This window comes from Pseudomonas sp. GD03903, from assembly GCF_029840045.1.
Lineage (GTDB): Bacteria > Pseudomonadota > Gammaproteobacteria > Pseudomonadales > Pseudomonadaceae > Pseudomonas > Pseudomonas pseudonitroreducens.
In genome coordinates, this window is the sequence record NZ_JAOCBT010000020.1 from 71,096 (window position 1) to 86,312 (window position 15,217).

The 15,217-nt window shown below is 65.3% G+C and carries 12 protein-coding genes, 1 tRNA gene and 1 pseudogene; 6 read left to right on the plus strand and 8 right to left on the minus strand.

Features of this window, described 5'->3' with window-relative positions; translation table 11 throughout:
- The first annotated feature begins 33 nt into the window (after positions 1 to 33).
- Together N5C91_RS25015 and N5C91_RS25020 are read left to right on the plus strand one after the other, a co-directional pair.
- Positions 34 to 3,768 (plus strand): EAL domain-containing protein, encoded by a 3,735-nt coding sequence (locus N5C91_RS25015; RefSeq protein WP_279832757.1) that lies wholly within the window; start codon positions 34 to 36, stop codon positions 3,766 to 3,768.
- A gap of 16 nt (positions 3,769 to 3,784) precedes the next feature.
- Positions 3,785 to 3,861: transfer RNA gene (locus tag N5C91_RS25020), tRNA-Ile, on the plus strand.
- 60 nt (positions 3,862 to 3,921) lie between these two features.
- Here N5C91_RS25020 and nadS read toward each other — a convergent pair.
- Together nadS and N5C91_RS25030 are read right to left on the minus strand one after the other, a co-directional pair.
- Positions 3,922 to 4,212: a NadS family protein gene (nadS, locus tag N5C91_RS25025; RefSeq protein WP_236201350.1), complete on the minus strand. Its 291-nt coding sequence runs from the start codon at positions 4,210 to 4,212 to the stop codon at positions 3,922 to 3,924.
- Positions 4,212 to 4,526 carry a hypothetical protein gene (locus N5C91_RS25030; RefSeq protein WP_236201349.1) on the minus strand — a complete coding sequence of 105 codons (315 nt, stop codon included), beginning with the start codon at positions 4,524 to 4,526 and terminating at the stop codon, positions 4,212 to 4,214. Before N5C91_RS25030 ends, nadS begins: the two co-directional genes overlap by 1 nt.
- Before the next feature lie 465 nt (positions 4,527 to 4,991).
- Between N5C91_RS25030 and N5C91_RS25035 the strand changes: the two genes are divergently transcribed.
- The 4 genes from N5C91_RS25035 (at position 4,992) to N5C91_RS25050 (ending at position 10,048) form a co-directional block, all read left to right on the plus strand.
- Positions 4,992 to 5,477, plus strand: a complete 486-nt coding sequence (locus tag N5C91_RS25035; RefSeq protein WP_279832759.1) for a Bro-N domain-containing protein — start codon at positions 4,992 to 4,994, stop codon at positions 5,475 to 5,477.
- Positions 5,478 to 5,812: 335 nt separating this feature from the next.
- Positions 5,813 to 6,136: a hypothetical protein gene (locus N5C91_RS25040; RefSeq protein ID WP_236172646.1), complete on the plus strand. Its 324-nt coding sequence runs from the start codon at positions 5,813 to 5,815 to the stop codon at positions 6,134 to 6,136.
- 166 nt (positions 6,137 to 6,302) lie between these two features.
- On the plus strand, positions 6,303 to 8,483 hold the full coding sequence (locus N5C91_RS25045) for an EAL domain-containing protein (protein WP_279832761.1): 2,181 nt from the start codon (positions 6,303 to 6,305) through the stop codon (positions 8,481 to 8,483).
- On the plus strand, positions 8,480 to 10,048 hold the full coding sequence (locus tag N5C91_RS25050; protein WP_279832762.1) for a PAS domain-containing methyl-accepting chemotaxis protein: 1,569 nt from the start codon (positions 8,480 to 8,482) through the stop codon (positions 10,046 to 10,048). Before N5C91_RS25045 ends, N5C91_RS25050 begins: the two co-directional genes overlap by 4 nt.
- On the opposite strand, the gene N5C91_RS25055 is transcribed toward N5C91_RS25050, so the two are convergent.
- The 6 genes and pseudogenes from N5C91_RS25055 to N5C91_RS25080 all read right to left on the minus strand — a co-directional run bounded on the left by N5C91_RS25055 (position 10,045) and on the right by N5C91_RS25080 (position 15,157).
- On the minus strand, positions 10,045 to 10,203 hold the full coding sequence (locus N5C91_RS25055; protein WP_003084988.1) for a YqaE/Pmp3 family membrane protein: 159 nt from the start codon (positions 10,201 to 10,203) through the stop codon (positions 10,045 to 10,047). The two genes, N5C91_RS25050 and N5C91_RS25055, sit on opposite strands and share 4 nt — an antisense overlap.
- 313 nt (positions 10,204 to 10,516) lie before the next feature.
- Positions 10,517 to 10,681 (minus strand): annotated as a pseudogene (locus N5C91_RS25060) (glutamine synthetase); the annotation flags it as partial.
- A 227-nt stretch (positions 10,682 to 10,908) separates the two neighbouring features.
- Positions 10,909 to 12,258 carry a glutamine synthetase family protein gene (locus N5C91_RS25065; RefSeq protein ID WP_279832765.1) on the minus strand — a complete coding sequence of 450 codons (1,350 nt, stop codon included), beginning with the start codon at positions 12,256 to 12,258 and terminating at the stop codon, positions 10,909 to 10,911.
- Between the two features lie 178 nt (positions 12,259 to 12,436).
- Complete coding sequence (locus N5C91_RS25070) at positions 12,437 to 12,988, minus strand: XRE family transcriptional regulator (RefSeq protein WP_037010973.1); 552 nt, start codon at positions 12,986 to 12,988, stop codon at positions 12,437 to 12,439.
- A gap of 13 nt (positions 12,989 to 13,001) precedes the next feature.
- The gene (locus N5C91_RS25075; protein WP_236201344.1) at positions 13,002 to 14,291 is read right to left on the minus strand and encodes an FAD-binding oxidoreductase; all 1,290 of its coding nucleotides are present in this window, start codon (positions 14,289 to 14,291) and stop codon (positions 13,002 to 13,004) included.
- A gap of 107 nt (positions 14,292 to 14,398) precedes the next feature.
- The gene (locus tag N5C91_RS25080) at positions 14,399 to 15,157 is read right to left on the minus strand and encodes a hypothetical protein (RefSeq protein WP_236201343.1); all 759 of its coding nucleotides are present in this window, start codon (positions 15,155 to 15,157) and stop codon (positions 14,399 to 14,401) included.
- Positions 15,158 to 15,217: the final 60 nt, after the last annotated feature.

A 15,217-nucleotide genomic window follows, 5' to 3' on the forward strand; every position in this document is an offset into this window, starting at 1 on the left:
TTCGGCGTAGTCCCCCCTGGAATGAGGCCCTTCATGCCGCGTCTGCAGGCAGTTCTACTGTGGTGCCTCGCATTCTGGGCGGGACAGGCATTTGGCCTGAGCCTCACGCCCGAGGAGCAGCAGTGGCTGCAGGAGCACCCCACCCTGCGCCTGGGCGTGGACGCCTCCTGGCCACCCTTCGAATTCCGTGACGCGGAAGGCCAGTACCAGGGGCTCGCCCCGGTCTATGTGAAATACATCAGCGAGCAGCTCAAGGTGAAGCTTGCGTCGGTCGAGCCGACCAACTGGAGCGACCTGCTGCAACAGGCGCGGGAAAACCGCATCGACCTGCTCCCCGGCGTCATGGCCACGCCCAGCCGCCTCGACTTCCTCAGCTTCACCCGCCCTTACCTCGACTTCCCGATCATCATCCTCGCCCGCCGCAACGGCCCGGAACCGGCAAACGTGAAGGAGCTCTACGGGCTCAAGGTCGGCGTTGTCGCCCACTACGCACCGCATGAGCTGCTGGTCGCCAAGCATCCCGACCTCAACCTGCAGCCGTTGCCGAGCATCGCTGCCGGCCTGCAGGCGCTGGCCACCGGCCAGGTGGATGCCTTCGTCGGCGACCTTGCCTCCAGCGTCTGGAACCTGCGCCAGCTCAAACTCGAAGGGCTGCAGATCAGCGGCGAAACACCCTATCGCTATCAATTGGCGATGGCGGTGCCGAAAGACCAGGCCATCCTGGTCGGCATCCTCGACAAGGTGCTTGCCGAGATGAAGCCCGAACAGGTCGAGGCACTCCAGGCGCCCTGGGTCGGCGGCCTGGTCGATCGGCGCAGTGTCTGGCCGGAGGTATTTCGCGTCGTCGTTCCCATCGCCCTGCTGACCGCCCTCACCCTGCTCGTGCTGTTCACCATGAACCGCCGCCTGCGCGGCGAGATGCAGCGCCGCGAGAAGCTCGAACAGGCCCTGCGCGATAGCGAACAGCACTACCGCGGCCTGGTGGAAAGCCTCACCGCCATTGCCTGGGAAATGCGCCTGGCGGAGAACCGCTTCACCTACGTTTCGCCGCATGCCCAGCGGCTGCTCGGCTACCCGATCAAGGACTGGCTGGAGCCTGGCTTCTGGCAACGCACGCTGCACCCCGACGACGCCGAGCACGCCATTCACTTCTGCCTTTCCGAGAGCCAGGCCGGGCGCAACCACAGCTTCGACTACCGCATGCTTGCCGCCGATGGGCGGATCGTCTGGATTCGCGACATCGTCACGCTGATCCACCACGACGACGACCTGATCCTGCGCGGCCTGATGATCGACATCACCGAGGCCATGCACACTGAACAGGCCCTGCGCCTGTCCGAACAGAAGTTCGCCTCGGTGTTCCACCACTGCCCGGACATCATCGTCCTCGCGCGCCGCGTCGATGGCCAGTTGCTCGCGGTGAACAGCACCTTCGAGCAGCAGATCGGCATTCCCGCCAGCGAAGCACTGGGCAAGACCTCCACCGAGCTGGGCATCTGGGGCGAGCCAGGGATGGGCCCGGCGATGCTCTCGCGCCTGCAGGGCGAGCCGCTGAACAACGTCGAGATCCCGCTCAACCGCCGCGACGGGACGCGCTTCACCGCCCTGCTCTCGGCCCAGCACATCGTCCTCGACGACACGCCGGCACTGGTGGTGGTGGTGCGCAACATCTCCCAGGTCAAGGAAACCCAGGAACAACTGCGCGTCTCCGAGGAGAAGTTCGCCAAGGCCTTCCACGCCTCCCCGGACGGCATGCTCATTTCGCGTATCAGCGACGGCCGGCTGGTGGAAGTGAACCAGGGCTTCACCCGCATCACCGGCTACACGCGCGAGGAAGCCGCCGAGCGCTCCACCCTCGACCTGCGCCTGTGGGCCAACCCCGCCGACCGCGGCAAGCTGCTGAGCATCCTCGACGGCGCCGCCAGCGCCCCGGACTTCACCGCGCAGATCCGCACCCGCGACAGCAGCCTGCGCCTGTGCGAGCTGTCGGCCCACCGCATCACCATCGGCAACGACGACTGCATGCTGACCATCGCTCGCGACATCACCGAGCAGCAGCAGATGCAGGAAAAGCTCCGCCTCGCCGCCACCGTCTTCGAGAGCACCGCCGAAGGCGTGATGATCACCGACGCGCGCCAGCGGATAGTCGCGGTCAATCGCGCCTTCAGCGAGATCACCGGCTACAGCGAGCAGGAAGCTCTCGGCAGCTCGCCGCGGCTGCTCGCCTCCGGCCAGCACGACAGCAGCTTCTACGTCGCCCTCTGGCACCAGCTCAACGCCGAGGGCCATTGGCAGGGCGAAATCTGGAACCGGCGGAAGAACCAGGAGCTGTATCCGGAGTGGCTCACCGTCAGCGCTGTGCGCGATGCCGAAGGTGAGCTGACGCACTACGTCGGCGTGTTCGCCGATATATCCACCCTCAAGTACGCCCAAGCGCGGCTCGACTACCAGGCCCACCACGACCCACTCACCGGGCTGCCCAACCGCCTGCTGTTCGAAAGCCGCCTGAACGCCTCCCTCAAGGAAGCCCAGGAAGACGATCATCAGGGCGCCGTGCTGTTCCTCGACCTCGACCGCTTCAAGCACATCAACGACAGCCTCGGCCACCCGGTCGGCGACCTGCTGCTCAAGTCCATCGCCACGCGCCTGCGCGAACAACTGCGCGACGTCGACACCGTGGCCCGCCAGGGCGGCGACGAATTCATCATCCTGCTGCCGGGCCTGCACCACGCGCTGGACGCCGAACATGTCGCGAATAAATTGCTGCTCTGCTTCGAAAAACCATTCATCGCCGGCGAACAGGAGTTCTTCGTCAGCGCCAGTATCGGCATCTGCCTTTACCCCAGCGATGGCAGCGACGTCGCCACCCTGGTGAAGAACGCCGACGCTGCCATGTACCGGGCCAAGGCCCAGGGCCGCAACCGTGTCGAGTTCTACACCCGCGAACTGACCTTCCAGGCCACCGAGCGCATGGCCCTGGAGCACGAACTGCGCCGAGCCCTGGAAAGCGACCAGTTACAGCTCTACTACCAGCCCAAGCTCTCCCTCGGCACCGGCCAACTGGTGGGGGCAGAAGCGCTGATCCGCTGGAAACATCCGCAATTCGGCGCGATATCTCCGGACCGCTTCATCCCCCTGGCCGAGGAAAATGGCCTGATCCTGCCATTGGGCGACTGGGTCCTGCGCGAAGCCTGCCGGCAGATGAGCCGCTGGCAGGACAGCCACGCCGCCTTCGGCCCGCTCTCGGTCAACCTGGCCGGCGCGCAACTGCGCCAGACCAACCTGGTCGAACGCATCCGCGAACTGCTCGCCCACTACAACCTCCAGCCCTCGCGCCTGCAGCTGGAGATCACCGAAAGCTTCCTCATGCACCAGACCGAGGAAGCCCTGTCGATCCTGCACAGTCTCAAGCACCTGGGCGTGCAACTGGCCATCGACGACTTCGGCACCGGCTACTCCTCGCTCAGCTACCTGAAGCAACTGCCGCTGGATACCCTGAAGATCGACCAATCCTTCGTCCACGGCCTGCCGGACGACCCCCACGACGCCGCCATCGCCCGCGCCATCATCGCCCTGGGCCGCAGCATGAACCTCACGGTGATCGCCGAGGGCGTGGAGCACGAAGCCCAGGAACGCTTCCTCGAAGCCGAAGGCTGCGACCAGATCCAGGGCTACGCCCTCAGCGCCCCGCTGCCGGCCGACGCCTTTGCCAACAGGTTCCTGGTCCCGCTGCATCCGGTTGGCGCTAGCCAGAACGCCCCGGTATAATCCGCCCGCCTTCTGGGGGCCTATAGCTCAGTTGGTTAGAGCAGAGGACTCATAATCCTTTGGTCCACGGTTCAAGTCCGTGTGGGCCCACCACCTCTTCAGCAAAAAGCCGCGCGGATGCGCGGCTTTTTGCGTTTCTGGCGACGCAAGCGATTAATTGCGCAACGCTGCGAGCACATGTTCCGGATCGTTGTGGATCGCTCGCAGCAGAGCCCTTGCCGGACCATCCGGCTCACGGCGCCCCTGCTCCCAATTGCGCAATGTGCCCACCGCCACGTCGATGGTACGGGCGAACGCCACCTGGGAAAGACCTGTCGCCTTGCGGATGCTGCGAACCTGAAAGGCATCGACATGGAAAACCCGAGAGGGCTCGCGGGCTCCCCTGCCTATCTCGTTCATTTGCTCCATGCTTTCGGCAAGCCGGTCAAAGAGACTTTTTTCCATCATTGCCACCCTTGGTTCAGTTTGCGGAGCACGCCTTTCTCCAGTTCCGTGAGATTGTCCTTGGCACCTTTGCGGTAGATCAGAAGCAGACGTATCTGGCCTGCACGACTGAGGTAGTAATAGATCACCCGAACACCGCCACGCTTGCCAACGCCTGCGCTACTCCAGCGCACCTTGCGTAGGCCGCCCGTTCCCGGAATCACCGCCCCCGCTTTCGGGCTGACGGCGAGATACTGCTGAAATTCACGGTATTCCTCGTCGTTCAGATGCTCGTACAGGTCTTCGGTGAAAATTGGCGTCTCAATGAAGATCATGACATCTCTGCCCATCGAGTACGCCAATGGCGTATGTCGACTATAGAAATCCTAATCCGCGACCACAAGATAGAACCAGACTGGTGGAGCCTCCGTTGGTCTTGGCGCCGCCCCAGGGCAAGTATTTCGCCACAGCAAATGATGCCGTCGGGCGAAAGTGGGGAAATCAGGAATCGCCCTACGCCGCAACGGCGTTGCTGTCCTACAAGGGCTCTGCGTAGCGTTCCGTCTGCCACGGCTCGCCGTGGCCGGGAGTGGAATCCTGAAAACGAGCACGACACGCAAGCCATCTGCAGAGAGTGATTGCCAACTAGCATTCACTGTCTGGCGGTCTATGGCGGACCGTGTGAGGTGGGCTATTGCCCTACCGGTTCGTGCTCGAGTCCGGCATTCCACCCTTGCACGGTCCGCCTCCCTCTTCGCTTGTTCGGGCGGCGGCTTCCTGGATGTACATGGAGAGACAGCATGAAGTTTTCCGATTCGCCATCGGCCGACGAAGGCCTGATTCCCACGGTGTTCCAACGCTACAACCGTCGTCTGCGCGGGCTGCTGATCGAGCGGCAGGCGTGGTTCGTCCTGCGCGATCTGGCCAAGCTGACCAACAGCCACCTGGGTGAACGGGTCACCAGCAAGCTCGACCCGGATCAACTGCGCCACGAGCGCCTGGCCGGCTGCGAAGAAAAGCTCTACCTGGTCAGCGAAAGCGGCCTGTACGCGCTGCTGATGGTGCACTTCTACCACCCGGAGAACCGCAGCCTGCGCCAGTGGCTGAGCAACGAGGTCCTGCCGGCGCTGAGGGATGCGCAACAACACAATCCGCATCTGCCGCAACGGCGCATGGAGCAGGTGGAAGGCCACCTGATGAGCGTGATGGACTGGCAGGGCAAGCTCTGGGTGCGCTGGAGCGATGCGCTGCGGATGATGGAAGATCAGGTGCGCTCGCTGCACTGATGCATCCACAGGCGCTCCAGTAGGATGGCGTGGAGCGAAGCGATACCCATCGCTTCACGCCGCCGCGAAAGGGAAAGGGAGTTGCTGATGTCCATCACGTAGGGCGCATAACGCGCCAGCGTTATCCGCCGCCGAGGCTCTGGCGGATAACCTGTTCCAGCTTATGCGCCCTACGTTTTCCGCGCGTTTATGGCAGTTTTCCGACACCGTATTGCGGGCCACTTCACACTGGCCGTCGACCACCTGACGCGAGCGCTCCATCGACATGACAGGGGTCAATATCAGATAGCCACTAGCCATTAAATTGGCATCTCCCTGATATGAGCGAGCCCCTCATGACTCTCCACCGGTATCCGGTCCAGTTGCTGGTCACTTCCCAGGACCCGGCGCTGGCGCGCCAGGTTCGTGCGCTGCTGGCGGCCTATGAGCTGCCCTGCGCGGTGATGGAAGGACCGCGCAATTGCGAGCAGGCGCCGCTGTGCCGATGGTTCAAGGACGCGCCTTTGAGCGATTCGGCGCGAATGCTGGCGCTGCTCGCCGACGCCATCGGCGTGCTGGAGAAGACGCGCCATGCCTTCCGCTCTCGCGAACTGGGCGAGTTGCGCCAGCGCCTGAGCGGCGCGCTGCAAGAGTTGTCGGCCCCCCGTCCCCTGGTGTAAAAGACAAACCACCCGCGTTCCGCCGTTGCGGAAGCTGGCTTTGCCGGGCAGGACTTGTGGGCCTGCAAGACAAAGCGCCGAGTTGGTCGCCGTCGATTTCGACGAGACGACGAGCCGGCGCTTTTTTCATGCCCGACAAAAACAGCAGACCCGCAAGGAGCAGAACATGGGCCTGGGACCGAAGCTCGATAGCGTGCTCGAGCGCATCGGCCTGTCGACGATGGAAGTCGATCAGCGCCTGAGTTACCTGGAGTGGAGCGAGGAGGATGGACGTAATCTCCACGGCCGCGCCAGTGAACTGGAGGGCTGCCACCAGCGCTTCATCGAGCAGCTCTACGATCACCTGCGCAACTACCCGCCACTGGGGGCGATCCTCGCCGAACCGGCGACACTGGCGCGGCTGAAATGCAGCCAGTTCGAGTACTACCGCCAGCTGTGGGACGCCCCGCAAGACGCCGACTACGTGCGCGACCGCCTGCGCATCGGGCTGGTACACCAGCAGGTAGGCGTCGAATTGAAATGGTACCTGGGCGCCTACCGGCTGTACCTGGACCAGATGCTCGCCGACCTGATGGGCGACGCCCCGGAGGCGAAGACCTACGCCAGCCTGCTCAAGCGGGTGTTCTTCGACATGTCCCTGGCCATCGATACCTACGGCGCCGCCCAGCGCCAGGCGCTGGAGGACAGCGAGGCGCGCTTCGCCCGCGCCCTGCGCGGCGCCAACGACGGCATCTGGGACTGGGACCTGGGCAACGACCGCCTCTACGTCTCCGAACGCTGGGCGCGCATGCTCGGCCTGACCCGCGACAACCTCGGCGAAGGCAGCACCAGTTGGTTCGCCCGCGTGCACCCGGACGACCTGCCCGGCCTGCGCAAGGCCATCGATGCGCACCTGCGCGGCAGCAGCGCGCTGCTCAGCCACGAGTACCGCATCCGCCAGCGCGACGGCAATTACCTCTGGGTGCTGGCGCGCGGGGTGGTCACCGACGGGCGCATGGCCGGCTCGCAGACCGACATCAGCCAGCACAAGGCCAGCGAACACCAGCTCAGCCACGCGGCGCGGCACGACCCGCTCACCGGCCTGGGCAATCGTCTGCGCCTGGACGAACTGCTGCAGCAGGCCCTGATGCGCCAGCGTCGCCCTGGCGCACGCGAGTCCGGCCTGTTGTTCATCGATCTGGACCGCTTCAAGCTGATCAACGACAGCCTTGGCCACGCGGTGGGCGACCGGGTGCTGGTGGAAGTTTCCCAGCGTTTGCTGCGCTGCCTGCGCCCGGGCGATCACCTGGCGCGCTTCGGCGGTGACGAGTTCGTTGTGCTGCTGGATGACCTGGCCAGCCTGGTCGATGCCGAACAGGTCGCACAGCGCATGCTCGATTGCCTGCGCCAGCCGCTGCACGTGGACGGCCGCACGCTGGTGGTCAGCGCCAGCATCGGCATCACCGGGCTGATGACCGACGGCCAGGCCATCGACACGCTGCAGGCCGCCGACCTCGCGCTGTACCGCGCCAAGGAGGCCGGCAAGGCGCAGTACGCGCGCTTCAGCCTTGAACTGCAGGCCGAGGCGCAGCGCCGGCTGGATCTGGAAAGCGCGCTGGCGCAGGCGCTGCGCCGCGAGGAGTTCAGCCTGCACTACCAGCCCATCGTCCGCCTGGACCGCGACTCGCCACACTGGGAGGCGGTGGAGGTGCTGCTGCGCTGGAAGCACGACGGCCAGTCGGTGTCGCCGCTGGACTTCATCCCGGCGCTGGAGGAATCCGGCGAGATCGTCCCGGTCGGCGACTGGGTGCTGCGCCAGGCCTGTCGACAGACGGCGCTGTGGCAGAGCCAGGGGCATCGCAGCCTGTACTGCTCGGTCAACCTGTCGAGTCGGCAGTTGCAGCAACCAGGCTTCGCCGCACGGGTGCAGCAGATTCTCGCCGAGAGCGGCCTGTCGCCGTGCAGCCTGGTGCTGGAGATCACCGAAAGCCTGCTGATGCAGGATGGCGCGGAAACCCTCGCCTGCCTGCGCGAGCTGGCCGCCGAGGGCGTGCGCCTGGCGCTGGACGATTTCGGTACCGGCTATTCGTCGCTGGGCTATCTCAAGCGCTACCCGCTGCACATCCTCAAGGTCGACCGCAGTTTCATCACCCGCGTGCCGGACGACCCGGAGCTCAGCGCCATCTGCCGGGCCATCATCGGCCTGGGCCACAGCCTCGGCCTGGAAGTGGTGGCCGAGGGCGTGGAGCGCCAGGAACATCTCGACTTCCTGCGCCAGGAAGGTTGCCGCCACGCCCAGGGCTTCCTGTTCAGCAAGCCGCTGGCGCCGGAGCAACTGTTCCAGACCTGCCTGGAGCACCAGCGATGAAGCAGAACCTGCCCGTCAGCGGGCGCCAGGTGGACGTACCCGGCAACGCCAATATCCTCTCCACCACCGATCTCAAGGGCGCCGTTACCCATGTGAACCCGGACTTCATCAAGATCAGCGGCTTCGCGAGCGAGGAGCTGCTGGGGTTCAACCACAACCGCGTGCGCCATCCGGACATGCCGCCTGCCGCCTTTGCCCACCTCTGGCAGACGCTGCAGGCGGGCCGCAGCTGGATGGGCCTGGTGAAGAACCGCTGCAAGAATGGCGATCACTACTGGGTCAGCGCCTTCGTCACGCCGATTCGCCATGGCGGCAAGGTGGTGGAGTACCAGTCGGTGCGCACCCGCCCCGGCGCCGAACAGGTGGACGCCGCGGAACGCCTGTACGCGAGGATGCGCGAAGGGGCGAAATTGAACCGTCCTCGTCTGCCGCTGCTGGCGCAACTGCTGATCGGGATGGTGCTGGCGCAGGCAGGCGGTGCCCTGCTCGCGCTGCTGCTGCCCAAGCTTACGCTGCTGGCCTTCCTGCTTGCATTGGGGGCCTCGGGCGCCTGGCTGGTGCTGCGCCTGCAACCGCTCGGCGCGTTGCTCGGGCGGGCGCGGAAGATCGCCGATAACCCGCTGAGCCAGCAGCTCTACTCCGGTCGCAAGGACGAATTCGGCGAGCTGGACTTCGCCTTCCGCATGCTGGAGGCGGAAACCGCCGCCGTGGTCGGGCGCATGGCGGACGCCTCGCATCAATTGGCCGAACACTCCGCGGCACTGGCCGACGCCATGGCCGGCGGCAGCGCCGCTTCGCAGTTGCAGCAGCGCGAGACCGAACAGGTCGCCAGCGCCATGCAGCAGCTGGCGCAGAGCGTGCAGGAAGTCGCCCGCCACGCACAGCACAGTGCGGTGGCGGCGCAGTGCAGCGAGCGCATTACCCAGTCCGGGCATCAGGACGTGCACGGCACGCGCGGCCAACTGGCAGCGCTGGAAGCCGGCGTGCGCGCTGCGAGCACAGCCGTGGAGCAGCAGAAGGAACACAGCGAGGCGATCTCGCGGATGCTCGAGGTGATCCGCGATGTGGCCGGGCAGACCAACCTGCTGGCGCTGAACGCCGCCATCGAGGCGGCACGCGCCGGGGAAAGCGGGCGTGGTTTTGCGGTGGTCGCCGACGAGGTACGGGCGTTGGCGTCGCGTACGGAGAATTCCGCACGGGACATCCAGTCACTGGTCGGCAACCTTCAGCAGGGCGCCGAGGATTCGGTGCGCGCACTCTGGCACTGCTGTGAGCAGGCGGTTGCCAGCCTGGAGCAAGCCGGGCAGGCGGCGGGCACGCTGGAACAGATCAGCGAGCAGGTCTCGGCAATCCAGCGCATGAGCCTGGAAATCGCCGAGGCCATCGAGGAACAGGGCGTCGCCAGCGAAGACGTGCAGCGCAGCCTGCACGCCATTCGCGGCTCAGCCGACAGCAACGCGGAAAAGGTCGGCACCTGCCAGCGCAGCGCCGCGCGCATGGCGGAACTGTCGGCGGAGCTGCGGATGCTGGCGGAGCATTTCTGGGAAGGCAGCCGGGCGGGTTAGCGCTTGGCGATGATGTACACGGCGTGGACGATGCCGGGGATGTAGCCGAGCAGCGTCAGCAGGATATTGAGCCAGAACGCGCCGCCGAAACCGACCTGGAGGAACACGCCCAGCGGCGGCAGCAGGATGGCGATGAGGATACGAATGAGGTCCATGCGGTGGCTCCTTGTGAGATTGCCTCGTGCATGGAATTGACCGCAGGAGAGCGAAGCGGGTTCAGAGAAATTGGCGTTGGCGCATTGCGCGGCGAATGGCATCGGTGATCGCATGCCCGCCGGTGATGACGGTTTCAGCGGGTAGACAATCGCGGACGGAGTCCGCTCCTACGCACCCGGGGGCATCGGCGCTGGCCCCGCACGTAGGAGCGGACTTTGTCCGCGATGATTCGGTCCGCAGAGGAGCGACTGGTTCGCGAGCAATAACGATGGCGTCCCCCTCGCTCCTACAAGGTGAGGTCAGCCACAGGCGTCAGAGGAACCAGCGGTACTCCCGCGCGCTGACTTCGTTCATGAAGTCCAGGTGGTCGTGGCGCTTGTTCTCGCAGTAGACGAAGACGAACTCGCTGCCCAGGCCTTCCTTCACCACCGGATGGTGTTCCATTCCGGCGACGGCGCCGAGCACGTCGCGGGGGAATGCGCGGCGAATGGCATCGGTGATCGCATGCCCGCCGGTGATAACGGTTTCAGCGGGTAGACAATCGCGGACGGAGTCCGCTCCTACGCACCGGGGGCATCGTCGCTGGTCCCGCGCGTAGGAGCGGACTTTGTCCGCGATGATTCGGTCCGCAGAGGAGCGACTGGTTCGCGAGCAATAACGATGGCGTCCCCCTCGCTCCTACAAGGTGAGGTCAGCCACAGGCGTCAGAGGAACCAGCGGTACTCCCGCGCGCTGACTTCGTTCATGAAGTCCAGGTGGTCGTGGCGCTTGTTCTCGCAGTAGACGAAGACGAACTCGCTGCCCAGGCCTTCCTTGACCACCGGGTGGTGTTCCATTTCGGCCACGGCACCGAGCATGTCGCGAGGGAAGTCGATGCCGCTGGAGCGGTCTTCGTTGAGCGGCGGGATGGGTTCCTGGCGGGCTTCCAGGCCATGTTCCATGCCGGTGAGGATCGCCGCCAGCACCAGGTAGGGGTTGGCGTCGGCGCCGGCCAGGCGGTGTTCGATGCGCAGGTTCTTGCCATCCGACTCGGGAATGCGGATGCACGCATCGCGGTCTTCGAAGCCCCAGCTGGCCTTGCTCGCGGCGTTCACGCGGGAGCCATAGCGGCGGTAGGCGTTGTGATTGGCGGCGAAGATCGGCATGCAGTGCGGCAGCAGTTCCAGGCAGCCGGCCACGGCGTGGCGCAGGGCCTGCTGGTTGTCGCGGTCGAGCAGGTTGTTGCCGTCACGGTCGTAGAGGCTGACGTGCACGTGCATGCCACTGCCCGGCGCGTGCAGGTAAGGCTTGCTCATGAAGCTGGCGCGATGCCCATGCTTGAGCGCCACGCCACGGGTGGCGCGGGTGAACAGCGCGGCCTGGTCGGCGGCGTGCAGGCCGTCGTCGCAGTGGGCGAAGTTGATCTCGAACTGGCCCGGGCCGATCTCGGCGGTAATCACGTTGGCGTCCACGCCCTGCTCGCGGGAGGCCTCGACGATCTCGTGGAGCACGTCGGAGAAGCGCGACAGGCGCTCGATGTGCATGTTCGGCTGGTCGTCCTCGTCATCGCACAGCGGGTCGCGCGGGTATTGCGGCAGGCCGTTGTCGAGCTTCTTGTCGAACAGGTAGAACTCCAGCTCGAAGGCCACCACCGGGCGGATGCCCTTGGACTCCAGGCGCTGCATGACGCGAGCGAGCACTTCGCGCGGTTCGAATTCGATGGGCGCCTCGGTACCGTCGGAGCTGATCAGCATCTGCCCCAGCGGCTGGCTCTCCCAGCGCACCGGCTTGAGCGAGCCGGGGATCAGGCGGCGCGGCGCATCCGGGTCGCCGTCGTTGAAGCAGTAGTCGCCGATGGGGTGCAGGCCGCCCTGTACGCCGAGCAGCACGCAGTTCTGCGGCAGTTTCAGCGGGCTGCCGGCGGCGACCTTCTCGAGCATGTCCACGGGGTAGCGCTTGCCGTAGAAGTGGCCGGGAATGTCCAGGCAGATCAGGTCGACGTAACGGATATCCGGGTATTGCTGGCGGAAGGCGCGGACTTCGCTGAGCAGGTCGGGATGCATCGGGCGGTTCATGATGTTCTCTGGGGCCTTTTTGTTCTCAGGTGCCAAGATCAATTTCGAGGCGGGACCGTCGCGAGCGAAGGCCAGGCAAGGCGGAAGTCGGCTCGGATGCGGAGTTTAGGCCGCTAAATGAGCAATCCGAGCCGACTTCCAACGCAGCATGGGCGAGCGCAGCAGGTACCGGTCGAAATTACGTGAAGATCCACAGCACCCTTGTAGGTTTATCGGTGAGGTTGCCGTAGCGGAACTGGCTGTGCGGCGGCAGCTGGAAACTGTCGTTGGGGTAGAGGGTGACGGTGTCGTCCTCGTACCAGATGGTCAGCTCGCCTTCGAGGACGAAGCCGCCCTGCTCCGAGCTGTCGTCCAGGTGGCCTTCGCCGCTGGTAGCGCCGGGGGCGAGGATGCTGTCGAGCATGGAGAAGCCGCCGGACATGTTCGGCGAGGCGAGGATGTCGGTGACGCCGCCGGCGTAGTACAGGGTGCGGCGATCGTTCGGCCGGGTGACCCAGTCGCGTTCGCGGCGGGTGTCGCCGGCGTAGAAATAGGTGGTCGGCACGCCCAGGGCTTCGCTGATGGCGGTGAGGTCGGCCACGGTGGGTTGCGACAGGCCGCGCTCGACCTGGGACAGGAAACCCACCGAGCGGCCGATCTGTTCGGCCAGCTCACCCAGGGTGAGGTTCTTGTGCTTGCGCAGGTCGCGGATCAGCGTGGCAAGGTGTTCGTTGGTGGCCGTCTGGGTCATGGCAGGTTCCGAATTAGACAAAGTCCCGCAATCGATACCAGGCCTTGCCGACGGCTTCCAGTGGCGCGGCGAAGCGCTGGCCGCCGGGGAACCCGGGATTGCGGATGCGTTGATAGAGGTCAAGCTCGTCGCTGCGGCCGAACATGGCTTCGCTCACGGCGTGGGCGGCGGCCAGGCTGGGCAGCACGCCGTGGCCGGAATAGCCCTGCAGCCAGTACAGATCGCCGCGCCGGCCGATGTCCGGGGTGCGCCGCATGCTGCAGTCGATGTGCCCGCCCCAGGCGTACTCCAGTTCCACGCCTTTGAGCTGTGGGAATACCCGCTCGACATAGGGCCGCGTGGCAGCGCGGATGTCCGAAGGCATGCCGCCCAGGTAGGTGCAGCCGCCGCCGAACAGCAGGCGATGATCGGGGGTCAGGCGGAAGTAGTCGAGGACGAACTGGTTGTCGGTGACGCAGCAGTTTTTCGGCAGCAGCGAACGCGCCAGTTCCTCGCCCAACGGCGCGGTGGCGACCTGGTAGGTGCCCACCGGCAGGATGCGCTCGGAGACGTCGCGGTCCAGCCCGTCGATATAGGCGTTGCAGGCCAGCACCAGGGAGGCGCAGCGCACGCTGCCATGCTCGGTTGTGACTTCATAACCGTTGCCGGTCTCGCGGAAACTCAGCGCGCGGGTCTGTTCGAAGATGCGCCCGCCGGCGCGCTCGATGGCGGCGGCGAGGCCGTAGGCCAACTTGAGCGGGTTCAGGTGCGCGGAGTTGGGATCGTACAGGCCGGCCTGGTAGCGGTCGCTGGCGATCCACTGCGGCAGGTCTTCACGGGGGATGAATTGCAGGCCTTCATAGCCCCAGCGGCGATTGGCTTCGGCCTGCCAGTCGTAGAGCGAACCAACGCGGCGTTGCAGCACGGCGGTCCAGAGGTGGCCGATGCGGTAATCGCAGTCGAAGCCGTGGCGTTGCGGCAGGTCGCGCAGTTCGTGGGCGGCCCACAGCATGCCCTGCCACAGGCGCAGCGCACCTTCGTGGCCGAGGTCGTCCTCGATGGGCCCCAGGTCGCTGGACCAGCCCGGCAATGCCTGCCCGCCGTTGCGTCCGGAGGCGGCCCAGGCAATGCGGCTGGCTTCGATCATGCAGACCTGACGGCCGCCTTCCACCAGTTGCAGCGCCGTGTGCAGGCCGCTGAACCCGGCACCGATCACCAGGACTTCGCATTCCAGCGGCTCGCGCAGCGCATCGCGCGGCTGGATCAGCTCGGGGTTGGCGCCGGCGTAGTAGGTGCCGACCGGCTCTGGTGAACGCAGGAACATCGCGACCTCGTGAAATTGTTCTGATTATTTTTCATGAAAAATAACAGAACAAATTTCACAAGGCTAGCCCGTCGTCGCTTTCGCGGGACGGGCAGCGTTTTACAGCATCAGGACGACAGTACCGCCGCGCTGCCCTGCTCCTCGCGCTTCTGCCGAACGCTGACCACCACCACCAGCGCCACCAGGATGCCGGCGAGGATGGCCGAGGAACCGATGGTGCCGAAGTCCAGCCCACCCTTCTCGTGGGTCTTGGTCAGCACGTCACCCAATGTGGCGCCGAACGGACGGGTCAGCACAAAGGCCACCCAGAACAGCAGTACCGAGGACAGCTTGGTGAAGTAATGCAGCAGCACGACCACGGCGATCAGACTGCCGATCAGCAACGCGCCGCCGGCGAAGCCCAGGCCGGAGTCGTCGGCAAGAAAGTCGCCCAACGCCGTACCGAGGGTGTTGGAGAACAGAATGGCGATCCAATAGAACATTTCGCCCTTGAAGCTGCGGATGTTGTCCACCGACAGCGAGGTGCCGCTGAACCGCCACAGCGCGAAGATCGCCACCAGGATGCTGATCAGGATCGCCGAGCCGGTGGCATATCCCAGACCCAGGGTGCGGTCCATGAAGTCGGACATGGTGGTACCGGCAGTGCTGGTGGAGAGGATCACCAGCCAGTACAGCCAGGGCACATAGCGCTTGCTGGCGAGCTGGCCGACCAGGGTGACGAGGAACAGGCTGATGAGGATCAGCGAGCTGATCGCATAGCCGACGTTGAGGGTCATCGACAGCAAATCGCCGGCGGTTTCCCCCAGCGTGGTGGCGCAGATCTTCATCACCCAGAAGGCCAGGGTGATCTGTGGCAGTTTGTTCACGACGTATCTCCGGAAAATGAGCGGGATCGACGCGCGCCCTCCCGACCGGTCGCGTCGCTG